This window comes from Aeromonas sp. R2-1, from assembly GCF_040908425.1.
Classification (GTDB): Bacteria; Pseudomonadota; Gammaproteobacteria; order Enterobacterales; family Aeromonadaceae; genus Aeromonas; species Aeromonas caviae.
The window spans coordinates 100524-126711 of the sequence record NZ_JBFODR010000033.1; the positions used below are offsets into that span (position 1 = coordinate 100524).

The 26188-nt window shown below is 59.9% G+C and carries 19 protein-coding genes; 5 read left to right on the plus strand and 14 right to left on the minus strand.

Annotated features, from left to right (window positions below; all coding sequences use genetic code 11):
- Window position 1: 1 nt before the first annotated feature.
- The 5 genes from accD to AB5Y80_RS12240 all read right to left on the minus strand — a co-directional run bounded on the left by accD (window position 2) and on the right by AB5Y80_RS12240 (window position 6647).
- Window positions 2–865 carry an acetyl-CoA carboxylase, carboxyltransferase subunit beta gene (accD, locus tag AB5Y80_RS12220; RefSeq protein ID WP_010675139.1) on the minus strand — a complete coding sequence of 288 codons (864 nt, stop codon included), beginning with the start codon at window positions 863–865 and terminating at the stop codon, window positions 2–4.
- A 119-nt stretch (window positions 866–984) separates the two neighbouring features.
- Entirely contained in the window at window positions 985–1794 is an 810-nt protein-coding gene (gene truA, locus AB5Y80_RS12225) for a tRNA pseudouridine(38-40) synthase TruA (protein ID WP_368172988.1), read from the minus strand.
- A 147-nt stretch (window positions 1795–1941) separates the two neighbouring features.
- Window positions 1942–4068, minus strand: coding sequence for a FimV/HubP family polar landmark protein (locus tag AB5Y80_RS12230; RefSeq protein WP_368172989.1), 2127 nt, complete (start codon window positions 4066–4068; stop codon window positions 1942–1944).
- 293 nt (window positions 4069–4361) lie between these two features.
- On the minus strand, window positions 4362–5378 hold the full coding sequence (locus AB5Y80_RS12235; RefSeq protein WP_041214974.1) for an aspartate-semialdehyde dehydrogenase: 1017 nt from the start codon (window positions 5376–5378) through the stop codon (window positions 4362–4364).
- Window positions 5379–5525: 147 nt separating this feature from the next.
- Window positions 5526–6647, minus strand: a complete 1122-nt coding sequence (locus AB5Y80_RS12240; RefSeq protein WP_042016923.1) for a 4-phosphoerythronate dehydrogenase — start codon at window positions 6645–6647, stop codon at window positions 5526–5528.
- Between the two features lie 250 nt (window positions 6648–6897).
- Between AB5Y80_RS12240 and AB5Y80_RS12245 the strand changes: the two genes are divergently transcribed.
- A complete protein-coding gene (locus AB5Y80_RS12245; RefSeq protein WP_042880100.1) occupies window positions 6898–7620 on the plus strand; it encodes a phosphatase PAP2 family protein in 723 nt (240 codons plus the stop codon).
- Window positions 7621–7673: 53 nt separating this feature from the next.
- On the opposite strand, the gene AB5Y80_RS12250 is transcribed toward AB5Y80_RS12245, so the two are convergent.
- On the minus strand, window positions 7674–8495 hold the full coding sequence (locus AB5Y80_RS12250; RefSeq protein WP_368172990.1) for a MetQ/NlpA family ABC transporter substrate-binding protein: 822 nt from the start codon (window positions 8493–8495) through the stop codon (window positions 7674–7676).
- A gap of 335 nt (window positions 8496–8830) precedes the next feature.
- Here AB5Y80_RS12250 and AB5Y80_RS12255 point away from each other — a divergent pair, with 335 nt between their 5' ends.
- Together AB5Y80_RS12255 and AB5Y80_RS12260 are read left to right on the plus strand one after the other, a co-directional pair.
- Window positions 8831–9565 (plus strand): NYN domain-containing protein, encoded by a 735-nt coding sequence (locus AB5Y80_RS12255; protein WP_368172991.1) that lies wholly within the window; start codon window positions 8831–8833, stop codon window positions 9563–9565.
- A gap of 8 nt (window positions 9566–9573) precedes the next feature.
- A complete protein-coding gene (locus AB5Y80_RS12260) occupies window positions 9574–10113 on the plus strand; it encodes an isochorismatase family protein (protein ID WP_368172992.1) in 540 nt (179 codons plus the stop codon).
- A gap of 2 nt (window positions 10114–10115) precedes the next feature.
- On the opposite strand, the gene modF is transcribed toward AB5Y80_RS12260, so the two are convergent.
- The 4 genes from modF to ppsA all read right to left on the minus strand — a co-directional run bounded on the left by modF (window position 10116) and on the right by ppsA (window position 17709).
- Window positions 10116–11579 carry a molybdate ABC transporter ATP-binding protein ModF gene (modF, locus tag AB5Y80_RS12265; protein ID WP_368172993.1) on the minus strand — a complete coding sequence of 488 codons (1464 nt, stop codon included), beginning with the start codon at window positions 11577–11579 and terminating at the stop codon, window positions 10116–10118.
- Between the two features lie 160 nt (window positions 11580–11739).
- A complete protein-coding gene (locus tag AB5Y80_RS12270; protein WP_368172994.1) occupies window positions 11740–13299 on the minus strand; it encodes a diguanylate cyclase in 1560 nt (519 codons plus the stop codon).
- A gap of 300 nt (window positions 13300–13599) precedes the next feature.
- Window positions 13600–14304, minus strand: a complete 705-nt coding sequence (locus AB5Y80_RS12275; protein ID WP_368172995.1) for an EAL domain-containing protein — start codon at window positions 14302–14304, stop codon at window positions 13600–13602.
- A gap of 1032 nt (window positions 14305–15336) precedes the next feature.
- Window positions 15337–17709 carry a phosphoenolpyruvate synthase gene (gene ppsA / locus AB5Y80_RS12280; protein ID WP_042879894.1) on the minus strand — a complete coding sequence of 791 codons (2373 nt, stop codon included), beginning with the start codon at window positions 17707–17709 and terminating at the stop codon, window positions 15337–15339.
- Window positions 17710–18016: 307 nt separating this feature from the next.
- Here ppsA and AB5Y80_RS12285 point away from each other — a divergent pair, with 307 nt between their 5' ends.
- Window positions 18017–18829 (plus strand): pyruvate, water dikinase regulatory protein, encoded by an 813-nt coding sequence (locus AB5Y80_RS12285; RefSeq protein WP_010675153.1) that lies wholly within the window; start codon window positions 18017–18019, stop codon window positions 18827–18829.
- Between the two features lie 129 nt (window positions 18830–18958).
- On the opposite strand, the gene AB5Y80_RS12290 is transcribed toward AB5Y80_RS12285, so the two are convergent.
- Entirely contained in the window at window positions 18959–19234 is a 276-nt protein-coding gene (locus tag AB5Y80_RS12290; protein ID WP_102948554.1) for a hypothetical protein, read from the minus strand.
- 356 nt (window positions 19235–19590) lie between these two features.
- Between AB5Y80_RS12290 and AB5Y80_RS12295 the strand changes: the two genes are divergently transcribed.
- Complete coding sequence (locus AB5Y80_RS12295) at window positions 19591–20967, plus strand: amino acid permease (RefSeq protein ID WP_039041364.1); 1377 nt, start codon at window positions 19591–19593, stop codon at window positions 20965–20967.
- Window positions 20968–21129: 162 nt separating this feature from the next.
- Here the strand turns inward: AB5Y80_RS12295 and AB5Y80_RS12300 are convergent, their stop codons facing one another.
- The 3 genes from AB5Y80_RS12300 to AB5Y80_RS12310 all read right to left on the minus strand — a co-directional run bounded on the left by AB5Y80_RS12300 (window position 21130) and on the right by AB5Y80_RS12310 (window position 26176).
- Complete coding sequence (locus AB5Y80_RS12300) at window positions 21130–21831, minus strand: SIMPL domain-containing protein (RefSeq protein WP_010675156.1); 702 nt, start codon at window positions 21829–21831, stop codon at window positions 21130–21132.
- Window positions 21832–21885: 54 nt separating this feature from the next.
- The gene (locus tag AB5Y80_RS12305; RefSeq protein ID WP_010675157.1) at window positions 21886–22443 is read right to left on the minus strand and encodes a hypothetical protein; all 558 of its coding nucleotides are present in this window, start codon (window positions 22441–22443) and stop codon (window positions 21886–21888) included.
- 85 nt (window positions 22444–22528) lie between these two features.
- The gene (locus AB5Y80_RS12310) at window positions 22529–26176 is read right to left on the minus strand and encodes a beta strand repeat-containing protein (RefSeq protein ID WP_368172996.1); all 3648 of its coding nucleotides are present in this window, start codon (window positions 26174–26176) and stop codon (window positions 22529–22531) included.
- Window positions 26177–26188 lie beyond the last annotated feature (12 nt).

Below are 26188 nucleotides of genomic sequence, written 5' to 3' on the forward strand. Positions count from 1 at the left end.
TTCAGTCTTCGATGACCTGAGTGTTCATCAGCTTGGCCAGCAGACCGGCCAGACGGTTGCGCATTTCGCGCCTGTCGATGATGAGATCGATGGCACCCTTCTCCAGCAGGAACTCGGAGCGCTGGAAGCCTTCCGGCAGTTTCTCGCGCACGGTCTGCTCGATGACGCGGGGGCCGGCAAAGCCGATCAGCGCCTTGGGTTCGCCTACGTTGATGTCACCCAGCATGGCCAGACTCGCTGAGACGCCACCCATGGTGGGGTCGGTCAGCACGGAGATGAAGGGCAGGCCCGCCTTGGTGAGGCGATCTAGGGCCGCACTGGTCTTGGCCATCTGCATCAGGGAGAACAGGGCTTCCTGCATCCGCGCACCACCGGAGGTGGAGAAGCAGACCAGGCCGCGGCCCTCCTTGATGCTCTCCTCGACGGCGCGCACGAAGCGGGCACCGACCACGGAGGACATGGAGCCCCCGATGAAGGAGAACTCGAATGAACAGGCGACGACCGGTACCCCCTTGAGGGTCCCCTTCATCACCACCAGCGCATCCTTCTCGCCCGTCTCTTTCTGGGCGGCAGACAAACGATCCTTGTAGCGCTTGGAATCCTTGAATTTCAGGATGTCTTGCGGCTCCAGCTCGGCCGCGACTTCGCTGCGTCCCTCGGCGTCGAGGAAGCTCTCGAGACGGGCACGTGCGCTGATGCGCATATGATGGTCACACTTGGGGCACACTTCGAGATTGCGCTCCAGCTCTGCCCGGTAGAGCACCTGTTCGCAAGCAGTACACTTGGTCCACACCCCTTCCGGAATGTTGTGACGACGCGGTGTGGTGATCTTGCTCTTGGGAAGGATCTTCTCAAGCCAGCTCATGGAATTCCTTAATGCATTTGTGCCTGACAAAACACATCGAGCCTTGATTGTTCAATGACTTAACGGCTCGATGGCAATAAACGACGGATCATTAAACCACAAATTTTCGGGCCCAGTTACTAAAAACTGGTCGTACCCGGTGCCGAGTCCGGCAGCCACAGCGGGCCGAGGGGCGGCCGGGGCAACCCGAATTCGGCCGGGTAATCCACATCCACCAGATAGAGGCCGCCCGCCTTGGCGGTCGGGCCCGCCAGGTTGCGATCCTTCGCCGCCAGCACCTCGGCTATCCACTCCACGGGTTTTTGCCCCTGCCCCACCAGCAGCAGGGAGCCGGTGATGTTGCGCACCATGTGGTGCAAGAAGGCGTTGGCCTTGATGTCGAGCACTAGGTAGGGGCCGGAGCGGCTGACGCACAGGTGGGTCACGTTGCGCCAGGGGGTGTTGGACTGGCAGGCGATGGCCCGGAAGGTGCTGAAATCGTGCTCCCCGAGCAGTTGCTGGCCGGCCTGGTGCATCAGCTCGGCGTCCAGGGTCTCGTGGTAGTGGCTGACGCCTTGGCCCAGGATCGCCGGGCGGTAGTTGTGGTTGTAGATGACGTAGCGGTAGCGACGGGCGGTGGCGCTGAAGCGGGCGTGGAACTGCTCGTCCACCTCCTTGACCCAGCGCACGGCGATGTCAGGGGGCAGGTTGGAGTTGAGCCCCAGGGTCCAAGCCCCCTCGGCGCGGTTCGCCTCGGTATCGAAGTGGATCACCTGGCCGGTGGCGTGCACCCCGGCATCGGTACGACCGGCGCACTGGATGGAGACCGGGTGGTTGGCGATGCGGCTGAGGGCTTTTTCCAGTTCGGCCTGCACGCTGATCACTTCGCGCTGACGCTGCCAGCCGAAATACCGGCTCCCGTCGTATTCAATACCTAGGGCAATTCGCATGGATAAATCTTGTCTTGTGGGGAAAGGATGAAAGAAACGGGCCGGATTATACGCCCTTGGGCCCAAAAGTCCCAGTTCGGGCCGGGCGGCCAGGATGAAAGAGGGCAGCCCGCGGGCTGCCCTCCGTGTTCATCACAGGCAAAGGGATCACCCCAGACGCCTGAGCAGCTTCTCGGCTTCGCTGCGCTGGTGCTCGCTGCCCTGGGCCACCGCCTCTTCCAGCAGCTCGCGGGCGCTCTCCTTGTCGTCGATCTCGAGGTAAGCCCTGGCCAGATCCAGCTTGGCCCCCACCCCGCCGTCATCGGCATCCACATCAAAGCCGTTGGACTCCGGCAGCACCTCGGGGAAACCGTCCAGCCCCACATCCAGGGAGAAGCCCTGATAGGGTTCCTGCTCCGTGCTGCTGGCATCGGCATCGGCCAGCAGCTTGTCGATTTCAACGAAGTCGCTGTCTTGCACCTGTTCGCGGGGTTTCACCTCCCCCTGATGGGACTCCACCTCGGCGAAAGCGTCCTCGAAGTCCGCCAGGGCCAGCTCGCTGGGATCCCACTCGGACGCCGCCGGCTTGGTGGGCTCCAGCCCGAGCTCGGCCAGCATGTCGTCCACATCGTCCTTGCCAAACCCCGTCTCATCGATGTGCGGCGCCTTGGCGGCCAGCTCATCGTCGGTCGGCTCGCCAAACCCGGTCTCTAGATCGCTCAGATCGAAGTTGGCCAGTGTCTCGTCACGCTGGCTGCGGCTCTCCTCCTGGGCCTGGGCCAGATCCGCTTCCAGATCCGCGTCCAGTTCGGCAAACAGGGCGGCCTGCAGCTCCTCCTCGGTCATGATCTCGTCATGACCTCGAGCAGAGGAGGCGGGCTCGTCGGAGAGATCGAGTTCCGGCACCACGGGGAGATCGAAGTCACCCTCGTGGGCCAGATCCAGCTCGGGCACCAGATCCGGATCCCGGTTCGCCGTCGTCACCGCAGGTTCCACATCAAAGGCGGAGAGCGCCGTCTCGTCATCCCGGAAGATGACATCGGCGGCAGCACTGGCACCATCTTGCTTCCTGCTCACTTCCGGCTCGTTGAGATCCGGCATGCCATGGAGGGGCTCGTCATCCGCGATGCCCACCGTCATCAACTGCTCAAACTCGCTGTTCTCGTCTCCCATGACCATGGAGGTCGACTCGGAGAGGCTCTTCTCCTGCTCTTCCAGCTCGCGGCGGGCACGAGCACGCAGCCAGAGCGTGACCAGGGCAAGCACCAGGAGCACCGGCAGCAGGATGATCATGGCGAGATTGAGCGGCGAAGAGAGCAGCTCCATCAGCCAGCTCTGTTTGGGCACAGGCGCCACCACGGGAGGCGTCGGATTGGCCTTGAGTTCCGCCACCTCTTTTTGCAGGGCGGTCTGATCCTGCAACTGCGCCTTGAGGGTCTCCACCTCTTCGGTCAGGGCTTGCAAGCGCAGCTTGAGCCTGTGGTTCATCTCGGTGACCTGGCCGAGCTGGGCGTTGGCATCTTCCAGGGCCAGCGCCATCTCGGTGGAAGGTTTGCCCACCGCAGTGGCGGGCAGGGGCGCCGGCGCCGTGCTGGCGGCGCTGCTCGCAGCAGCGCTCACCACCACGGGGGTGGAGACAGCCGCCTTGGCGGTCTCCTTCACCTCGGGGGCTGGAGCCGTTGCCTTGGGTGCCGCCGGGATCGGCGCCGCCTTGGGCGGTGTATTCTTGGCCACCACAGCCGGCTTGGCCGGAGCAGGTTTGCTCACCACCGGCTGGGCGACGTGGGATTGCTTGTTGGCTAGGTATTTGGGGCTCAGCCCCTTCCAGCTCGCGTTGTCGCTGTTGAAGCGACGGCGTGCTTCGGCATCCGTGATGCGCCCCGCCTCTGCGGCGGTGGGCAGCAGGATGTGGGAACCCACCAGAATATGGTTGATGTTGCCGTCTGCGAAGCTTCGGGGGTTCTTGTCATAGATGGCCACCATGGTCTGGTAGACACTTACCCGGTTGGACGGGCGATGCTTGCTCGCCAGACTCCAGAGGGTATCGGTGGGACGCACGGGACCATAACTGCCAGCCGACGCAGCAGGCACCTGACGCACGATGGGCTGGGCTCTGGGCAGGGTGACGGGCGCCACGGGCTGGGCCCGGGGCTCTGGTTGCACCGCGGGGGGCGGTGAGCCATCCGGTCCCTTGAGTTCGACAAAGAAGGGTTCTCGCGCCCCCTCTTCGGCCTGAACCGTGCCCAGAAGCCCCAATGCGAGTAGCGTTGCCAGCGTTATGCGGGAATGTCCCATATTCGTTCCTTCGTATGACGGCCCTATCACATTGAAAAATCTGGATAGTTACCCCAAAACAATCGGCTCAATATAAATCAGGCGCCGGTCTCAAGCCAGCGATCCGACATATTTCGCGCCCGGCGGCGACCAGAAAGCAGCCCCAGACGCGAACCAGAGTGTAGAAAAAAACCTAGTCCACTGATATCACACGGTATTCCAAAAACCGGAGAGTGGGTTCCCGGTCACATACCGGGGCCAGGGCGCCCACATCAAGGCGGGGTTCCCTCCCCGCCCGGGGCCGACATCCGGCCTCAGAGGTAGTCGCGTACCAGCAGTTCGGCAATCTGCACGCTGTTGGTCGCCGCGCCCTTACGAACGTTATCGGCCACGATCCACATATTGATACCACTCGGATGAGAAATATCCTGGCGCACCCGCCCGACCATCACATCATCCTGGCCGGTGGCATCGCGCACCGGGGTCGGGTAGTCCCCTTCATCATCAAACAGGGTCACCCCCGGGGCATTGCGCAACAGCTCCTTGACCTGCTCGGCGTCCAGCGGCTGGTGCAGCTCCACATGAACCGCCTCGGCGTGACCGTAGAAGACCGGTACCCGCACGCAGGTGGGGTTCACGGCGATGCTGGCATCCCCCAGGATCTTCTGGGTCTCCCACACCATCTTCATCTCTTCCCGGGTGTAGCCGTTGTCGGTGAAAGCATCGATCTGCGGGATCAGGTTGAAGGCGATCTGCTGCGGATAGAGGGTCGGCTCCACCGGGCGGCCGTTGAGCAGGTGGGCGGTCTGGCCCGCCAGCTCGCTCACCCCTTCCTTGCCGGAGCCGGAAACGGATTGGTAGGTCGCCACGTTGATGCGACTGATGCCTACCTCATCGTGCAGGGGCTTGAGGGCCACCAGCATCTGGATGGTGGAGCAGTTGGGGTTGGCGATGATGTTGCGGTTGCGAAAATCGGCCAGGGCGTCCGGGTTCACTTCCGGAATGACCAGGGGAATGTCCTCGTCGTAGCGGAAGCAGGAGGTGTTGTCGATGACGATGCAGCCGTGCTCGGCGGCGATGGGCGCCCATTTGGCCGAGACCTCGGCACCGGCGGAGAAGAGTGCGATCTCCACCTGGCTCCAGTCAAAGGCCTCCACATCAAGGATGTCGACGTTCTTGCCGCCAAAACGCACCGTGTCCCCAGCGCTGCGACTGGAGGCGAGCGGATAGAGGGTCGCTACCGGGAAGGCGCGCTCCTCCAGGATCTCGATCATGGCCTGACCCACGGCGCCGCTGGCACCCAATACCGCTACGTTGAATTGCTGACTCACTGATCTGTTCTCCTGTGATGCGGCCCGTCGGGGCCGGGCATGAGGGCCCCGGCTGGCACGCGTATCGGTTTGATGACAGGCCCGCCATGATGCCGGGCCGGGGGGAAGCGCCGCCTGGGCAAGCCCCTCCCCTTGTTGAAATCGGGTTTATTGCTTCGAGACGGCAAAGCCCAGTCGGGCCAGTCTGTCGTCGGCGAAGGGCCCTTTCAGTTGCAAGGCGCCCAATTCGCGCCGCTCGGGGTAGCGCTTGCGCTGCTCATCGAAGCTGCCGGGCAGCCCGATCCGGTTGCGAAAACGGGCGTCGTCCCGGCGCACGTCATAAACAAGGTGGACAAGCTGCTTGATGAGCGCCTGATCCGCCGGCTGCCCCGGCGTCAGCTCGCGCACCTCGGGGGCAGGCAGCAGGGATTGCAGATCCTGGCGCGGGGTGCGCCCCAGTTGCCGGCACAGCGCCTCATAGAGCATCCAGGTGCCACGGGCCTTGCCTTCCAGGCTGTAACCGGCGATGTGCGGGGTGGCCAGCTCGGTATGGGGCACCAGTTCCTTGAGGGGCTCCGGCTCTCCTTCCCACACGTCCATAACCAGCCGCAGGGGATGGGGCCCCTGCTGGCGGACAAGCAGGGCACGGTTGTCCCACACCTCGCCGCGGGAGGCGTTGATGAGGATCTGCCCGGCCGGACGCTCGGCGATCTCCTCGACTCCCAGCAGGTGGAAGGTGGCTTCATCCCCTTCACGAAGATAGGGGACATGGAAGCTGACGATGTCGGCATCCAGGGCAGTGCGGAAATCCACGAAGTCGCCAGCGGCGCCGCTACGGGCCAGGGGCGGGTCGCAGCGCAGCACCTTCATCCCGAGCGCCTCGGCCTTGCCGGCCACGCTCTCGCCGGTGTTGCCGGCGCCGATGACGGCGAGGCTCATCTCGCTCAAGGTCAGCTCATGGCGTTCCGCCAGAACCAGCAGGGCGGAGAGCACGTAGTCCCCCACCGACACCTTGTTGCAGCCGGGGGCGCTGAAGAAGGGGATGCCCCGCGCCGCCAGCAGCCCCTGATCGATGTGATCCGTGCCGATGGTGGCCGTACCGACAAACCCCAGCCTGGGGCAACTCGCCAGGAGCGCTTCGTTGACCCGGGTCACGGAGCGCACCAGCAGCACATCCGCCTCTTGCAGATCCGCGGCCTTTATTTCTCGTCCCGGCAGGGGAACCACTTCACCAAATTCCGCAAACAGCTCCACCGCATGGGGCATATTTTCATCAACGACGATCTTCATCGGCACGCATCTCGTCCACAAGGGCCACAGGCGCGCCATTCTAGCCCAAACGCGACGGATTTTCAGAGGCTTGTTGGCAGACCGCTCTGCGGCCATCTTTTCGCCTCCCGGCCTCAGGTGCGGGCACGATGCCCGGCAGCATCATATGTAACAGCCTGTTGCCCTCGCCCCCTTCGCCTTGACCAGAGCAACCTGACTGGCACAATGACGCCTCTTTTTAGCCGCTCGCGCCACCGAACCGGACCCCTTGATGCCGACTCACTCCTCTTCGTTGCCACGCCGCAAGGTGCTTCATTTCAATGCCCTCCTGCTCCTTCCCCTGCTATTGCTCGTCTGCCTGCCCTGGCAGCCGTTCATGACCCAGGCCCTGCAATCGGGCTGGCTATGGTGGCCCTACGCCCTCACCCGCATGGTGGACTTGCCGGGGCTGGTCTTCACCATCGCCGCCCTGCTGCTGCTCACAAGACACAAGCTGACGCTGGACAGTCGCGCCCTGCTGGCGCTGGCTGGCGCCCTCTTTGTCGTGCTGGCGAGCGACTGGGTCATCAAGAGCCTCATCAAGCTGCTGACCGAGGAGCCTAGGCCCTACCTCATCTGGCTGGAGAGCCAGGAGCTGATCCCCGCCATCCGCCAGTTCTATGGGGGAAGCCAGGCCCTTCGCAGCGAACAGGTCCACGCCGCGACCCAGTTGCTGGCGCTTCCCGCCTGGCTCGGTCAGCACTGGCAGGCAGAGGTCAACTACGCCTTTCCCTCCGGTCACAGCATCGCCGCCATGAGCCTCGCCCAGTTCTTCGGCCTGATCTGGCTGGCCCGGGCTCCCGCCGGGGCCTGGCTGCTGCCACTCTGGGCCATCGGGATCGGCCTCTCGCGCACCCTTATCGGCATGCACTGGCCCCTGGATGTGCTGGCAAGCGCCCTGCTTGGCAGCCTCACCGCCCTCCTGGCCGCCCGCTGGTGGTTGCGCCACTACTGACCTCCAATAAAAAACGGGCACCTGGGTGCCCGTTTTTATCGCTTGTACGCCACTCACCCCTTCTGCTGCCAGCCCTCGGGATACTTGTAGCCGACGAAGCGCTTGGCGGCATAAGCCTTGAATTCAGGGGAGTTGTAGGCGGCCGCCACGTCCTTGGCGAACGGCTTGCCCGCATCGGCGCTCTTTACCACCACCCAGTTGATGAAGTCATAGCGGCGCTCGAGGAAAAGGCCGGAGCTGAACGGGATCCCGCTTGAGGCGGCAAAGTTGCCGTTGATGACGGAGAAGTCCACATCCTCACGGGAGCGCGGCAGCTGCGCCGCTTCCAGCAGCACCAGCTTGAGGTTGTGGGGGTTCTTCACCACGTCGAACTCGCTCGCCTTGAGGGGATTGATCCCCTCCTTGAGGCTCAGCCAGCCCAGATCCTGCAACATCAGCAGTGCCCGGGCCTGGTTGGTGGGATCGTTCGGGATGGCGACCGTGCTTCCCTCTTTCAGGGCCTTGAGATCCCCCAGCTTGCCGGCGTAGAGCCCCATGGGGCCGGTCGGCACCTGGGTGATGGGCGCCAGAGAGAGACCCCGGTCTTTGGCGAAGCTCTCCAGATAGGGCTTGTGCTGGAAGCAGTTGACGTCAAGCGACCCGTCCGCCAGGGCGATGTTGGGGGTCACGTAGTCGGTGAACTCCACCAGCTTGACCTTGTAGCCCTTGGCTTCGAGCTGCGGCTTGATAGAGTCGGTCACCATGTCGGCAAAGTCGCCAACCGTGGTGCCGATGACGATCTCTTTCTTCGCCTCATCGATGGCAAAGGCGGACAGAGGCAGGCTGCTGGCGAGCAACGCCAGGGCGGAGAGGGTGAAGAAGGAACGACGCTGCATAATAAACTCCCTGTCTACATGATGATCAACACTGTGGTCGTGGGTGCCATGGAAGATAGAGACACACAACCATCTAGCCATCCAAACGGCTAATTAAGATCACCATAACAGAGCTTGCTCCCTTAGCCAAGCAACAAAACCGGGCAAGCTTGGCCAGATGGCGGTGAAGTCCCTCCGGCCCCGAGCTGAAAATCTTTGATAACGCACGCAGTTATCGCGTTTGCCCCCTCCCCGCTTGAGGCACAACTGGCCTATTGTGGTGGTGTGATGTTGGAGTTGCAGCATAAGGCGGGATAATTCTAGATTTTTATAAAAATGAAATGACAGGAGGTCATTTGAAAGATAAGGAAAAAATCGCGGTATTTATTGATGCCGATAATGCTCCAGCGAGCAAGATTGAGACTGTATTGTCTGAACTCGCTCGCTATGGCGTCGTCAATATTCGCAAAGCATATGGCAATTGGAAAAACCCGACGCTCAAAGGGTGGGAGGAAATACTGCATGAATTTGCCATTCAGCCAGTACAGCAATTTGATCTGACCAAGGGAAAAAATGCCACAGATATGGCTTTGGTTATTGATGTGATGGACGTGCTCTATACCAAGGATGTCGACGTCATATGCCTAGTCTCTTCAGACTGCGATTTTACCCCTCTTGTCACTCGCTGTCTGGCTGATGGTAAATTTGTGATTGGATTTGGTGAGCGCAAGGCATCAATGCCATTCGTCAATAGTTGCTCTCGTTTCCTCTATTTGGATGCAGAGCTACAAAATATAAAAGAAGAACTGCCAGTAGCAAAGCAAACAAAAAATTTAAAAAGTGACGCTCGCCTTATAAATTTATTGCGACAAGCCGTGGATGCCGTAGAAGAAGGTGGAGGATGGGCAATGCTGGGGGCGATAGGAAACCATATATCAAATCACGCCTCATTTGATCAACGAAATTATGGTTTCAAAAAACTCAGTGACCTTTTTCTAGCTATTGACCTATTCGAAATGAAGAAGACTGACAACTCGGTATTATGGGTCAGAGACAAGAAACGGGCGACTCAGCTAAGCAAGCCAAAATAGGAGCAACCATGCTGACCACTTCCACCACCGGCCTGTTGGTGGTCGATATCCAGGGCAAACTGGCCCGTCTGGTCGAGGGGAGCGAGGCCCTGATTGCCAATACCGCGAGACTGGCAGAAGGCGCCCGGGCGCTGGGGTTGCCTGCGGTCTGGCTGGAGCAGAATCCAGACAAGCTCGGCGCCACCGTGCCCGAGTTGCAGCCGCTGCAGGCAGGCGCCCTTGTGCTGCCCAAGTTCAGCTTCGGTGCCCTGGGGGAGCCAGCGGTGGCCGCCGCCCTGGCCGAAACCGCCGTCAGCCACTGGCTGGTGTGCGGCATCGAGGCCCATATCTGCGTCTACCAGAGCGTGCTGGGGCTCTTGGCAAGCGGCGCCCGGGTCTCACTGGTGGTGGATGCGGTGTCGTCCCGCACCCTCGCCAACTGGGAGCTCGCCATCAGCCAGCTGACGGCCCGGGGCGCCGCCCTCACCTCGGTGGAGATGTGCCTCTATGAGCTGATGGGGGATTGCCGCCATCCGGCGTTTCGCCAGATCCTCGCACTCGTCAAATAGGCCTATACAGCCCCGTCATTCAGCTTCTCCTGCAGATAGCGATAACTCCCCACGCCGTCCGGCACGAAACTCAGGCGATGGGTGAGGCCGGGGGGCGCATCCTCGGGGTGGTGGGAAACGAACAACAGCTGGGTTCCCTCGCCCACGAGGCGCGCCACCATCTCCCGTACCAGGTGACGGTTGAGGGGATCCAGTCCCTGCAGGGGTTCGTCCAGGATGAGCAGCGGCGGATGTTTGACCAGGGCCCGGGCGATCAGCACCAGTCGCTGCTGACCGAAAGAGAGAGAGTGGAAAGGCTGCGCCCCCTGATCGGCCAGCCCCAGCAGGGCCAGCCACTGGTTGGCCAGCGCCAGCTGACGATCCCCCGGCCGGGTATAAAGCCCGATGGAGTCGTAGAAACCGGAGAGGATCACTGTCTGCACCGGGCAGCTGACACGATAGTCCAGATGCAGCGCCGGGCTCACGAGCCCGATGTGGCGCTTGATCTCCCAGATGCTCTCGCCGCTGCCCCGCCGCCGTCCGAACAGATGGAGCTCATTGTTGTAACCTTGCGGGTGATCTCCGGTGATGAGGGAGAGCAGGGTCGACTTGCCAGCGCCGTTTGGTCCCACCAGTTGCCAGTGCTCCCCCTCGTCAATGGTCCAGTCGAGCCCGTCGATGATCACCTGATCCCCGTAAGCGATACGCATGGCTTTCATGACGACCCGAGGGCCGGGAGGCAGGGGCTCGGGTGTCGTCAGCGGGGGCGGCAAACGGGGGGACGTGGTCTCGGCCCGTGCCAGCTGGGCCACCTCCTGGCTGCCGAGCACCGCCTCGCGCTCCCCCGCCAGCAGCAGACGACACTCGCCGAGCAGGCCGAGGTGAGTGGCAAAGGGGGGGATCTCGTCAAAACGGTTGACGATCACCACCAGGCGCAGCCCCTCTGACACCAGGTCGGCCAGCAACATCATCAAAGAAGCCCTGGCCCCCTGATCCAGGCCATCGAAGGGTTCGTCCAACACCAGCAGCTCGGGTCGCCCCAGCAGGGCCCGGGCCAGCAGCAGCTTGCGCCCCTCCCCGCTCGAGAGGTAGCGATAGGGGCGCTCCCACAGGGATTCAATGCCAAAACGGGCCAGCAGCGCGCGGGCCTCATGCTCCTCACCCCCTGCCTCCAGCATCAGGGTCGATACCCGATACCCCGCCTCCTCCTCTTCCCCCAGCATGTCGGTATTGCGCCGCTGCCAGTCCAGCTCCCCCAGCTGTTGCTGCGACTCGAACGAGAGTCGTTCGGCCCGGACTCGACCCGATACCGCTCCAGCACGCACGGCCAGCTCGCCGCACAGGGCCGACGCCAGCGCCGTCTTGCCGCTGCCGTTGCTGCCGACGAAGGCCCAGCACGCTTGAGGCGCCAGCTCAAGATCGGGAATGAAGAGGGTCTGGCTGCCGTGAAGGGCCAGCCTGGCCTTGTGCCACTGCAATAGGGTCATGAGTCCATCCAGTTAACCTGTCTCTCGCTACCTTAACAGCTGGAGGGGTGAGAGTGTATCGATAAGGGGCATCCGGGCCCCCTCTGTCACGCCCCCTGATCGTGCTGGCTGGCCAGCCCACAATTGCACCACCACAGAGAAGGGATGCCGGACTGTGCCATCAAAGCCCGGTGGCGCGATAGATTCGATCCTTGCCATCTTGCTTGGCGCGGTACAGGGCCTGATCCACCTGCTCCATCAACGCTTCCGGAGTGCGCCCCTCGGTCGCGCCGATGCCTCCACTGAAGGTCACCTTCATCGCCTCATCCCGCCATCTCATCTCACCCACCCCCTGGCGCCACTGTGCCATCAGCCACTCGGCCTCGGCCAGGGTGCAGTGTTCGAACAGGGCGACCAGCTCCTCGCCACCATACCGGCACAGGGAGGCCGCATTGGCGAGCCGCTCCTGCCCGAGCGAGGCGCAGCGGCGCAACACCACATCACCGACGGCATGGCCATGGCCATCATTGATGCTCTTGAAGTTGTCGAGATCCACCAGCGCCAGCACGAACGGCCTCCCCTCGCTGTGCAGTTGCCTGAGCCGTTCATCCAGGAAGCGGCGATTATAAAGACCGGTCAGTGCATCCCGGTTGGCGGCATCGTGCGACGCCTGCAAGCGATCGGAGACCAGATTCAGCTCCTCGTGCAGCTCCGCTATCTCCGGGAAATCCGGCAGTATCATCGTCGCCCTCTCCTGCGTCGAGCTCAAACGCAGCAGGCGCACCATCTGGATAAGCCCCCCGATCAGCGCCGACAGCCGCAAGCGAAAGAGGATCGCCATCACGATGAACAGAGCGCTCGACAACAGCAACAGCACAATGACGGCACCGCCCCCCACCAAGGCCACCGCGTCTCGCCTCGGCTGCATAGTGATGGCCAGTAGGTTCGAACGCCCCGGCAGGGCCTGATAAGCCACATACTGGCCGACTTCCTCCGAGAAGAAGGTGCCGGACGCTCCCTCCAGCCGCGCTAGCCAGGGATAGGCGATGACCTGACCATTGAACTCGGCCTGGGAATGGACCAGGATCTGGCCGCTGGATCGGTCAAACAGCAGGTGATTCAAGCCGTTGTCCCGATAGAGCATGGTGCTGAGCCGCTGCGACCAGGCGGGCAGGTTGATGTCGAGGCCGATGACACGCTCCTTCACCCCCCCAAATGGCCTTAGCCGATGGGAGACGGTCAGGGTATAGGCCCCGGTCAGCGCATCCTGATAAGCGCCGGTCCAGCTGAAACCGGAGGTGCCGAGCGCCCCCTTGAACCAGGCACGATTCGTCGAGTCAAACTGGGTGGTGTCCCAGGCCAGATCCTGCTCCTCGTTATTGGAAAAACTCTGTCCGCTCGCATCGGCGTAGTAGATCAGGTTCAGTTGCTCGCCGAGCGTCACCTTGTCATTCCACAGGTTGCGGCTGTAGGCCTTGTCTTCCTCGGAGAAGGTCAGAGGACGCAGCTCGTCGGCATTGACCTCGGCGACCAACACCTGCTCCACCTGTTCGAGGCGCTCCGCTTCGGCGTTCGCAATGGCGTGGTTGAGAATCACCAGCTTCTGCTCCACCCCGGCGCGATGATTGAAGATAGAGAGTGCAAACACCCCACCGATCCCCAGCAACATGGGCATGGCAAGTAACCAGAAATATTTGGTACTAAAGGCGTATTTGGTCGTTGGACGGGCGGTGTGAGACATGCAGGAGACCCTCGATACATCTGTGGTATGGTCCCCCGACCCGCTCGCGATAAAGCCGGCATCTGCCCGTCTTGTCCATATTATCGACAAGGTTCTCTCAGGTCAGGGAAATTCATTGATGCAACACGACATCACGTTGATATTTATCTCAGCCATCAATATGCAGTAATTCATTGCCGTTGCTCCTTGTTTACAGGGTGAAGAGCGCTGGCATTTCTCTAACTATTTTTTAAATCACGACCAAACACGCATAATATATTTTCATCTAATTCCGTTAGGACCGGTCAGGTTTTTCATCAATCACAGACTCGAAATGAGGTTGCGTAATAATCTGGCCCGCCAATAAAACCCTTGCCCCTGAACAAAGCCATGTAATCTGAGGAATGAGAGGTGATGCTTGTTTTCGACCCCCTCGATGATGACATTGTCATGTCCCCAGTCAGCAGTGAGCCTGGTCATGGCGGTGCCATCACATCGGGTGAAGCAGCGCCAGAAGAACTGTTTATTGACCCTAATGCCATCGAACAAGGCTGCGGATACATGGTCCATCGACAACAAGGATTCATCGGCATTGTTTATCCATAACTTGACCCCTAATCTTCTAAGCCTCGCCATATTATTCAATGCCAAATCTGGGATACCATCAGCAATATCCGCCATCTCAAAGGCCATACTCAGTCCAAAATTCGATATATACGAACCGAAATCTTCCCAAGAGATAAAGCATTCCATCAAATGCATATCGACACGGAGAAACACCGCCTGATAGAGGCGACTGTCGATTTTATTAAGATCTTTAAAGAACACCAGTTGTTGCGTAAATAGCCATGCGGCGTAGGAGGTGGTCATGTTGCTGAAGTTGGCTCTGGAAAAGACAGCCTTTTTTTCTGAAAATGAAATAACCTCAACTGCAAAAATATCCCCGACATGCAGGTTGGCGATGGGTTCAATAGTATGCCTGATATAATCATGACCTTCGATGCTATGGCTTATGATGGTCGTCACCCGCTATTCCCCCCTACTGAATGAATTGGGCTTAATATGGCGACAGCCACCACACAATGACGGCAAAAAGCAAGTGGCACGGGTCACCTCATCATCGCTGACATTCACTTCAAGCATGGTTACCTCTTTATCAAGCCATGCCCTATCTGGCCCACCGGCATCTCCCCTCATACGGCACCATTATCAGTTCAATTGCTGTATCCAGACTGAATCGTTTTATGCTCACATAATAAGACCGCCAGTGCATGCCAATCAAATTACCTTGCCATTCATCAACAATAAAATCATTTAATAACAATGAGATATGAACATATTTCTGCTAAAGGGACGTGAATGAGCAAGATAAAAAAATGAGTTTTAAATTTTTTCGGAATTAAACTCTGAGGTATTGCCGTTATTAAAACAGAGGAGCGCCAAGAGAAAGCGTTTTCAAGGCTTGCCTTGATATCATGGCAAGGAGACCGACCATCAAAAAACTGATATCTCTCTCCATGACCCCTCTTATTGCTTTATTTGTGATTGGAGTGTTATCAGCGATGGTGACGACTGTGTTTGCCCAGGTTCCATCCGGGCAGAGGCAATATGAGGCACCCGCTTTGGATTGCAGCCCATGACGGCATCATTCTCGCGCCCTCTCATCGGGCGCAGTGTCACCGGCCTCACTCATTCCCTGACTTATGCCAACCAATGGGACCAAAGTCACAACTTGATCTGCTTGCCCGCAACTGCACATTTCCCGCCCCCCAGGGGCAAGGCGCGGCGGCGACTTGCTAGCCTGCCTGCGGCTCAGGCTCATGGCCACGCACGGCCTCCCCCGACGCCCTTATCGACATCCCGGCCCTCAGATTGGCCTATAGTTCGGCGAGGTTGTGGATCGTAACAGCATGATCTGGCACGCCATTTTTGCGCAGGAGAAGGCAGGCATCGGACAACATAGACATGCACCGCATGCCGGCATGAAAACGGCGCCCTCTCGGACGCCGTGTCTTTTATCACAGTGCAGCGCTATCGCCACACAGGCACAAAAGCGGCTCAGCCGGCCTTGTGCTGCTCGGCCAGATAGAGCCAGGTGTCGACCACGGTATCGGGGTTGAGCGACACGGAATCGATCCCCTGCTCGACCAGCCAGGCGGCGAAGTCCGGGTGATCGGACGGCCCCTGGCCGCAGATCCCCACGTACTTGCCCGCCTTGCGGGCGGCGGCGATGGCCATGGCCAGCAGCGCCTTGACCGCTTCGTTGCGCTCGTCGAACAGGTGGGCGATGAGCCCGGAGTCCCGATCCAGCCCCAGGGTCAACTGGGTCATGTCGTTGGAGCCGATGGAGAAGCCGTCGAAGTGCTCGAGGAACTTGTCCGCCAGCAGCGCATTGGAGGGCAGCTCGCACATCATGATGACTTTCAGGCCGCGCTCGCCACGGCGCAAGCCGTTCTCAGCCAGTATCTCCACCACCTGCTCCGCCTCACCCAGGGTGCGCACGAAGGGGATCATCACCTCGACGTTGGTCAGCCCCATGACATCCCGCACCCGTTTCATCGCCTCGCACTCGAGGGCGAAGCAGGGGCGGAAGCTGTCGGCGATGTAGCGCGACGCGCCACGGAAACCGATCATAGGGTTCTCTTCATGGGGTTCGTAACCACGGCCCCCCACCAGGTTGGCGTACTCATTGGACTTGAAGTCCGACATCCGCACGATGACCCGCTCAGGCCAGAAGGCGGCCGCCAGGGTAGCGATCCCTTCCGTCAGCTTGGCTACGTAGAACTCCCTGGGGCTCTCGTAGCCCGCGATCATCCTGGTGATGGTGGCCTGGAGTTCCGGGGTCTGCTGATCGAACTCCAGCAGCGCCTTGGGGTGGACCCCGATCATGCGGTTGATGATGAACTCGAGGCGGGCCAGGCCCACGCCGGCATTCGGCAACTGGGCAAAATCGAAGGCGCGGTCCGGATTGCCGACGTTCATCATGATCTTGATGGGCAGGCGCGGCATGTTGCCCACCTCGGTCACCGCCACGTCAAAGTCGAGCTCGCCGTCATAGATGAAGCCGGTATCCCCTTCCGCACAGGAGACGGTGATGAGCTGACCATCCTGGATGTGGTCGGTGGCTTTGCCGCAACCCACCACTGCCGGAATGCCAAGCTCCCGGGCGATGATGGCGGCGTGACAGGTGCGTCCACCCCGGTTGGTGACGATGGCGGAAGCGCGCTTCATGATGGGCTCCCAATCCGGGTCGGTCATGTCGGTGACCAGCACATCGCCAGGCTGCACTTCATCCATCTGGCTGATGGAGGAGATGACACGGGCCGGACCCGCGCCAATCTTGTGGCCGATGGCGCGCCCCTCGATCAGCACCTTGCCGGTTTGCTTGAGGGCAAAGCGCTCGAGAGTATTGGCTTCCTGGCGGCTACGCACGGTTTCCGGACGGGCTTGAACGATGTAGAGCTTGCCATCCTGACCATCCTTGGCCCACTCGATGTCCATCGGACGACCGTAATGCTGCTCGATGATGAGGGCCTGCTTTGCCAGGGCCATCACTTCCTCGTCCGTGATGCAGAAGCGGTTGCGCTCGGCATCGGTGGTGTCGACCACCTTCACCTGACGGCCATGACCGGCATCCCCGGAGTAGGTCATCTTGATGAGCTTGGAGCCCAGCGTCTTGCGCACCACGGCAGGGCGCCCGGCCTTGAGGGTCGGCTTGTGCACATAGAACTCGTCCGGGTTGACGGCCCCCTGCACCACCATCTCGCCCAGGCCCTGGGCCCCGGTGATGAAGACCACGTCGTTGAAGCCGGATTCGGTATCCAGGGTGAACATGACGCCGGAGGCGGCGAGATCCGATCGCACCATGCGCTGCACCCCGGCGGAGAGAGCGACCCCCTTGTGGTCATAGCCCTGATGGACCCGGTAGGAGATGGCGCGATCGTTGAACAGAGAGGCAAACACATGCTTGATGGCAGTCATGACGGCATCAATGCCGCGCACGTTGAGGAAGGTCTCCTGCTGACCGGCAAACGACGCATCCGGCATGTCTTCCGCAGTGGCGGAGGAGCGCACGGCAAAGGATGCCTCGAGCCCCGCGCTCAGCTTGTCATAGGCCTCGCGCACCGCCTGCTCCAGAGCGGGCTGGAAGGGTGCTTCCACCACCCAGTCGCGGATCTGCTGACCGGCCCGGTTGAGGGCGGCGATGTCATCCACATCCAGACTGTCGAGCAGGTCATGGATCTTGCCGTTGAGGCCGCTTAACTCCAGAAACTCGTTAAACGCAAAGGCCGTGGTCGCAAACCCGCCCGGCACGGACACGCCGACCCCCGAGAGGTTGCTGATCATCTCGCCAAGGGATGCATTCTTGCCGCCGACGCGTTCAACGTCCTGCATACCGAGCTGTTCGTACCAGAGTACGTACTGTTGCATTTGCATGTCTCCAGGTTGGGGGGCCAGGGTGACAATTCACCTGCTGTGCCAAGTCGTGTGTTTTTGTTAGTGTCTGTTGCCAACGACCATGAAAACGTTTTCTATTTATTGTCAAAAAAATCCCCGAGCAAGAGTTGGGGATGGTCGTTTGACACAGGCATTCTACAATAGCGACACAAAAAGGTAACGACTCAGGTTTGCAAGCGAGCTCACAACTTGGGCATGGCAGATCTGTTGACAAAAACGATATGGTTTCGAGAGATACTTATTTCTCGCCACCCTCTGGAGCGCACCACAGGAGTCCGCAGTGCACACCGTATTCTATGTATCCGACGGCACCGCCATCACCGCCGAAGTCTTCGGCCACGCCGTGTTGAGCCAGTTCCCCCTGGCCTTCGAGCAGGTCACCATCCCCTTTGTCGAGACCCAGGAGAAAGCGCGCCAGGTACGGGCACGCATTGATGAGCAGTTTCGCCAGACCGGGGTGCGCCCCATCCTGTTTCACACCATCGTCGACCCCATGGTGCGTGAAGAGGTGCTCAAGGCCCAGGCCAGCAGCCACGATTTTCTCAACACCTTCGTGAGCCCTCTCGAACAGGAGCTCGGTATCAAGGCCGAACCCAGGTTGCATCGCACCCATGGCATGGAAAACCGCAAGCTGTACGACGATCGCATCGAAGCGGTCAACTTTGCGCTGGCCAACGACGATGGCATCACCACCAGGGAGTATGACGAGGCAGACATCATCCTCATCGGGGTCTCCCGTTGCGGCAAGACACCGACCAGCCTCTATCTGGCACTGCAATTTGGCATTCGCGCCGCCAACTATCCCTTTATCGAGCAGGACATGGGATCGCTGGAGCTGCCCGCCGCCCTCAAGGCCAATCGCCACAAATTGTTCGGCCTCACCATCATGCCGCAGCGGCTGCACGAGATCCGCAACCAGCGCCGCGCCAACAGCCGCTACTCCTCGCTTGATCAATGCAAACAGGAGCTGGCCAGCGTCGAGAGGCTGTTCCGCCAGGAGGCGATCCGCTTCCTCGATACCAGCTCCCACTCGGTCGAGGAGATCAGCGCCAAGATCCTGGAAGCGACCGGCCTTCGCCGCCAGCTCTGCTAACCTGCAAGGCTGTCACAGCACAACGCACCATGAAATAGATGAGTGGCAAGATAACGAAACAGAGAAACAGGATGAAAAAATGATGCCAGCATCATCGCTGGCATCCCATCACTCGCGGGGCAAGCAGGCTCAGGGCTTGTTGAGCTCCTTGTTGTTCATCAACATGCCGTGAAAATGGATGAGTCCCCTGCCCTTGCGGACTCGCTCGCTCAGCCAGCAGGCTGGCACCAACCCCATCCCGGCAGCAAGGATGAGCACCATGGCGACGTGGTTCACCAGGTAATCCGCTCCCAACCAGCCCCAGACAACAAGGCTGCTCATCGCCATCGTCAGCAACATGGGGGATAACCCGATCCCGAGCCAGAGCACGGCCATCACCAGGCCACCGACTATGCGCTCCATCATATGAGTCCCTTTTTATCAAAGGGAAACAACGCCATGAAAACCGAGCTGAGTCAAGAGATGGAAATCCATTCGAACGCAAAACCAGCAATCGCTCTCAAAACCCCTTTCCAGATCATAAAAAACCTGCATGGCGCACAAAACAGCAGCCAATGATGAGGAAAACAGGTGCATGGACGGTCGATTATCACTATTCTGCTCGGGTTGGTAGCCGCTACAAAAAACAGCCAGCGGCAAACCGTAACGATATAAATACGGATTTCGTCACGTTTTCGGCACAAGATGCCGCGCCAGGCATAGGACGTGCTGTGGCTGACGGGACGCGAGCCGAGTGATTTCAGCGACGTAAGGAAGGAAGAATGGATCTTCAACAACACGGCGAGGAGCTCAAGCGCGGTCTGAAAAACCGCCATATCCAGCTCATCGCACTGGGCGGTGCCATCGGTACCGGCCTGTTCCTCGGCATTGCCGACACCATCAAGATGGCGGGCCCTGCGGTGCTGCTGGGTTATGCCATCGGCGGCTTCATCGCCTTCCTCATCATGCGCCAGCTGGGCGAGATGGTGGTGGAAGAGCCGGTTGCCGGCTCATTCAGCCATTTTGCCTACAAGTACTGGGGTGACTTCGCCGGCTTCGCCTCCGGCTGGAACTACTGGGTGCTCTATGTGCTGGTGAGCATGGCCGAGCTCACGGCAGTCGGCATCTATGTCCAGTACTGGTGGCCCGAGATCCCGACCTGGATGTCGGCGGCCTTCTTCTTCGTGCTGATCAACGCCATCAACCTCTCCAACGTCAAGGCGTTCGGCGAGATGGAGTTCTGGTTCGCCATCATCAAGGTGGTCGCCATTCTCGGCATGATCGGATTCGGCGGCTGGATGCTGTTCTCCGGCAGCGGTGGCCCCGAGGCCACGGTCAGCAACCTCTGGGCCCAGGGTGGCTTCTTCCCCAACGGCGTCGGCGGGCTGGTGATGGCCATGGCCTTCATCATGTTCTCCTTCGGCGGTCTGGAGCTGGTCGGCATCACGGCAGCGGAAGCGGACAATCCCGAGAAGAGCATCCCCAAGGCCACCAACCAGGTGATCTACCGCATCCTCATCTTCTACATCGGCGCCCTGACCGTACTGCTCTCCCTCTATCCCTGGGGCAAGGTAGTGGAAGGCGGCAGCCCGTTCGTGATGATCTTCCATGCGCTCGACAGCAACCTGGTAGCCAACGTACTTAACCTGGTGGTGCTGACCGCCGCGCTGTCGGTGTACAACAGCTGCGTCTACTGCAACAGCCGCATGCTGTTTGGCCTGGCCAAGCAGGGCAACGGCCCCAAGGCCCTGCTCAAGACCAGCAAGAGCGGCGTGCCCCTGACCGCCATCACCATCTCGGCCGCGGCCACCCTGCTGTGCGTGCTCATCAACTACCTGATCCCGGGCAAGGCCTTTGGTCTGCTGATGTCCCTGGTGGTCTCCGCACTGGTCATCAACTGGGCCATGATCAGCCTGGCGCACCTCAAGTTCCGCAAGGTGAAGGCCGCAGAAGGGGTCACCACCAAGTTCAAGGCACTGTGGAGCCCGTTTGGCAACTACCTCTGCCTCGCCTTCATGGCCGCCATCCTGGTGATCATGTACATGAACGACGGCACCCGCATCTCGGTCGAGCTGATCCCGGCCTGGGTCCTGGTACTCGGTATCGGCTATCTGCTCAAACAGAAGAGCCAACGCAAGCTGGCGACCAACCTGGGCTAGGCATCGAGCCTCCTCCAACAAAAATGCCGGTCAGTGACCGGCATTTTTTTATTCCATTCCCGTTTCACCAGATCCTGTTCGTGGCTCGCTTGTCCTGCCAGCCCCTGCAATGACAAACCCGAGGGGTTGCCTCGGGTTTGAGTGATGGACAAAGGGGCTGTGTTATTCCAGCAGGAAGACGGCTTCAACATTGTCAGTGATGCTGATCTGCTGCTGTTGATAGCTGTTTTCCATCATGTCGGCGGCAGGGGCTGCCGCGGCCTTCATGGCACGGGTATAGACCGGCATGGGGGAACTGTTGCGGTATTCAACGCTATACACTTTGCCAAGCTTCATGCCGAAAGCCTTGGCCAGGGACTCCGCCTTGCTCGTGGCATCAGCGACAGCACCAAGCCGGGCCTGCTCCTTGATGACCTGTGGTGACTTCAGGCCGTACTCTATCTGGGTCACGGACTCCAGACCCGCCTTGAGGGCGGTATCCATCAACTGGCTGAGTTTGTCGAGTTGATAGAGTTTGACGGCCAGTTGGCGCTGGGCACGGTAACCCACCATTTCAGGCTGCTTGTTCTGGGGATACTGATACTCGGGGGAGATCACCAGGTTGCCCGCCTCGACGTCGCTGCGCTTGATGCCCAGGCTCTCCAGCTGGCCAAAGAAGGCAGCTACCTTGGTATCTACCTGCTGTTTGGCCTTGATGCCCTGCTTCTCCAGTGCCGTGACGGCGACATTGAGCGTCAGCATGTCTGGTTCAGCCTTTTGCTCCGCATAGCCACTGACGACCAGATGGGGGGCTTGAGGAACCTCGATGGCAAGCAACGGAGCACTGACAACCAGCGCGGACAGGGTAAGAAGGGGACGCCACATAAAAAAACCTCCATCATTTAGATGGAGGCCATTATGCATGTCGTCGATTGGGATTCATATATCGTGTGTCGGCGGGATCTGGTCCAGCACCTGATTGGTCATGTCGATATTGATGCTGATCTCCCCTCCTCCTGAGTTGCCATGGCTTGTCATCACGGGAGCAGGCGCCTGGCTGCCAAACAGCGACTCATCCTCAAAGTGGAACGAATCCCACGACAGAACATGACCTTGTGATGGCAGATTCGGCTCGGACGTCGTCACGACGGCCAGCGCTCCCCAGTCAAGCTCCTCACCGTGGCTGAGCAGCCCCTGCAAGGAGGTATCACTCAGGCTCTGCAACGAATACTCCTGCTGCCCCCACTCATGGCCGACCAGCACCATCATGTGGGGCAGGGGGGCATCCTCTGCTGGCGTGAAGCTGATACGAGAAGCGGCAAAGTCCACATTCAGCAACCCCGCCACCTCACCATCTTCGCTCTCCAGCTCAAGACCATTGAGCGTGTCACCCGTCATTGTGGCCTGATAACCAAAGCGGCCGGTGCAGACGATATTGTCCTGCCCGTTCCAGCTGTAGCGAATGCCGTCGATGTCGACCCAGTTGAATGACTGCATGGTGACCCTCTCCTGATACTGCAGCTATCTTATCTGCCCACTCCGTCAAATAACAGGGGCCGGGCACACCGGCCCCATATCCTGCTTACGGATCGACCTTGAGGTTGCCCTGATCCAGCAGATCCTGAATGATCTGCAGATTAGATTTACCGGCCGTCAGATCCACGTTGTCAAAGAGGATGGTATGAGTCGTGGTGCCACTTCCCGCGCCATCCAGATCAATGGTCAGGGTCGACTTGCCACTGCCCGGACCAGAAGCAAAGGTAAGATAGTGATCCAGTGTGCTCGCATCGGCATGCTCACCACTGAGCAGTTCACTCAGGTCCAGGACATCTCCATTGGCCCCCGTGGTGAAGTCTTTGATGGTATCCGTGCCTCCTGCATCACCTGCCATCCATTTAAAGGTATCCTTGCCAGCCCCACCAGTCAGGGTATCACTGCCGGTACCCCCAATCAGCAGATCGTCGCCACCACCACCACTCAAGATGTCGTTACCTGCCAGTCCGCTCAGGACGTTGGCATTGCCATCGCCGGTCAGGCTGTCGTTGAACATGGACCCTACCAGGTTTTCCATGTTGCTCAGGCTGTCTGTCCCCGCCCCTCCGGTATTCTGATTGGCGCCATTGACTGTGACCGTAACCCCAGCAGCGCTGTCGAAGTAACTGGCCGTATCATTGCCGTTGCCGCCGTTCAGGGTATCGTTGCCAGCACCACCAATCAGGAGATCATTGCCTTCACCGCCATTCAAGGTGTCGTTGCCGAGCCCCCCAAGCAGGATGTCGTTCCCGGCATTGCCGTTGAGCGTATCGTTTCCAGAGCCCCCGATCAGGATCTCGTCGAGATAGCTCCCGGTGAGTGTCGAACCGCTCTGCACATCCACATACACCTTGGCCGTATCTGTGGTCGTGCTATTGGTGTAGTTGAACGAACCCTCGTAAGAGTTGGGGGTAGCATTGCCGGAGGTATCATCAAAAGTTACCGAGCCTGCATTGTCTGTGACGGTCCCTCCAACGGCTCCCGAGACGCCCATAATCATCTGGGTCGCAGCCAGAGGCCCGGTGTCATTGGCAAGCAGAGCCCAATCCGGAATGGTCGCCGGGTCCTGGTTGGTGATGATAAAGTCATCACGAACCACGGTAGGACCGACCGCCGGGTTGATAACGATGGACAAGGTGCTGGACGCAGTATCCCCATCGTTGTCTATCACACTGTAACCTACGACCTGGTTTATCCCCCCAACCGGAATGGATGACGGCGGAGTATAGGTGTAGGCGCCGTTGTCCATGTCCACCTTGAGGATGCCGCCTGCAAGTGTAATGGTCCATTCGTTGGTCGTTGTATTGAAGGTCCCGGCTGATGTCCCTCCCGAGACGCCGGCGGAGTCCGTCTTCTGGTTGTAGGTATAAGTCACCCCCCCCACGGTAATGGCATTGAGCCAGCCACCATCGGCCCCGGCACTCGCCGCTACCCCGTTGATAAGTTGTCCTGCCAGGGGCGGGGCTACCACGGTGCTCAAAAGGGTCGCGGTCAGTTGGCTGAAGTCAGTCACCACCACTGCGGTAGTATTCGCCGGGCTGGCACCACTGACCCCGTTGTAGGCAATGGGATCCAGTGCAGACTGGGTCGCTCCCGAGCCCATCCCGAGCGCGTACGAATTGATGTTGTTCGCCGTCAGGAAATCAGCCCAGTCCTTGGTTTCACCGCTCAGTGTCGTGCCGTCACCATCGATCCCGTTCCCACCGCCAAGCGAGTTGTTGCCATCAGGAACTGTGGCGGGGGTACCGCTCAACGAGCTGGCATTTGGCAAACCATCCGACATGAAGTAAGAGACATTTTGCGCATTAGCGAGTTTACCTGTATCGCCAAAGGCTTTGATTGCCTCGTTCAACGCATCATCGTAGTTGGTCGAGTCAGTGGGGGTAAGGCCAAGGATGATCGCCTTGGCTACATCGATCGAGACCCACACCCCGGTCGGATTGGCGGCTGAAGTGGAGAAGGTCACGATATTGACCATGACGCTGCCGTAGGCGCTGTATTTGTCCAGCAGCTCCAATGCGGACTTCTGCATCACCTGCATCCGAGTCATGCCTTGATAGCCCGATGGATCACCCATACTGCCGGAGATATCGAGGATCAACATCAGATTCGTGTTCTGCACCTGAGTCGCCTGGCCTGCATTGGTAACAGCATTGGCAATGGGGGCATCATCGCTGATTACAACCTGCAGGTTACCCGTGCCACTGTCGCCACTGGCATCCGTAGCCGACACGACGAAACTCGGACCATTCGCTGTATCACTGTTGCCCTGAACGTTGTGAGTCAGCACATTGTCTTTGAGCGTGTAGGTATAGTTCACCGTGTAGACACCGGCTGTGGGGCCGCTGACACCGGTTACCGTCAGCATTCCTTCCGTATTGTTGATCAAGGTCTGACTGCCGCCACTGGTCAAATTGTAAGCCTGCCCACCGATGGTCAAGGTAGTCAGATTTTCACCTTGGGTGTTGATGGTGAAGCTGCCATTGAATATCTCCGAATTACCACTGGCAGCGGTCCCCTCAGGCAGTCCCTCCTCATCAACCGTCGCATTGCCGATGGTCAATACAGGAACACGGGTATCCTGAGCAATATTGATGGTCAGTGTTGCCGGATCCGTATCACCATCGCCATCTTTGAGCGTGTAGGTAAATACTTCCGAGGCCCCCACGGGAACCGATGCCGCCGTGAGCGTATAACTGTATTCGCCATCCAGCCCCATGGTCAGCGTCCCATACAGCCCGGTCACAGTGAATCCACCGGCAGGATTACTGTCTGAATTGCCGTTCGAGCTCACGACCTGGCTGATTGCCGCACCATCAGCCCCCATGACGTCCACCCCGGCACCAGCTGTGCCGCCGATGGTACCCGCCCCGGTAATGACATTACCCGTCACCGGAGTGAACACACCTTCGGTGGCACTGTCAGCATCATCGTTGGCCGTCGGCACATCATCCACGATCTGCACGCTCAGGGTGTTCGAGGCCGAGTCCCCGTCGCTGTCCACCAGGCTCACCGCGAAGTCTTCGAACAGGCTGTTGTTGCCGTTCGCCGTCGGGTGCGCCTCGTTGTCGTTCAGGGTGTAGCTGTAGCTCACCAGCCCGGTCGCCGGGTTGTACCCGGTGATGGTCAGGGTGTTGCCCAGCGGCGTGGTCACCCCGCTCAGCGGGAAGCCCGCCACCACCCCGTTCACCACGATGTTGATGCCACCCACGCTCAGGGTCTTCACCCCGTCCAGCGCGCTGATGGTGAAGTCCCCCGTCACCGTGGTCGACTCCTTGCTGCTGTCCGACCCCGCCGATTCGTTCTCGCCGCGGGTCGCCAGCAGGTCGTCTTCGTACACCTTCACATCCCCGCCCTCGCCCTTGGGCGTCAGGTTGGTGATGGTCACCCCGTCATCGTCGTTCTTGATGGTCAGGGTCAGGGTCGCCGTGCTCACGTCTCCGTCCGCATCCGTCAGGGTGTAGGTGAACACTTCGCTGCCCACCCCGCCCCCGGTCAGCGCCTTGAAGTCACCGTCGTTCGGGTTGAGGGTGTAGGTGTAGGTGCCGTTGGCATTGAGCACCAGGCTGCCGTAGGTCCCGTTCAGGGTGCCCGCGGTCACCGCCGCGCCATCCGCCCCCTGCACGTCGTTGGTGATGACGTTGCCATTGAGGACCAGGTTGTTCTCGCTCGCCGCCGTCAGGTTGACGTCGCTCACCGCCGTCGGCAC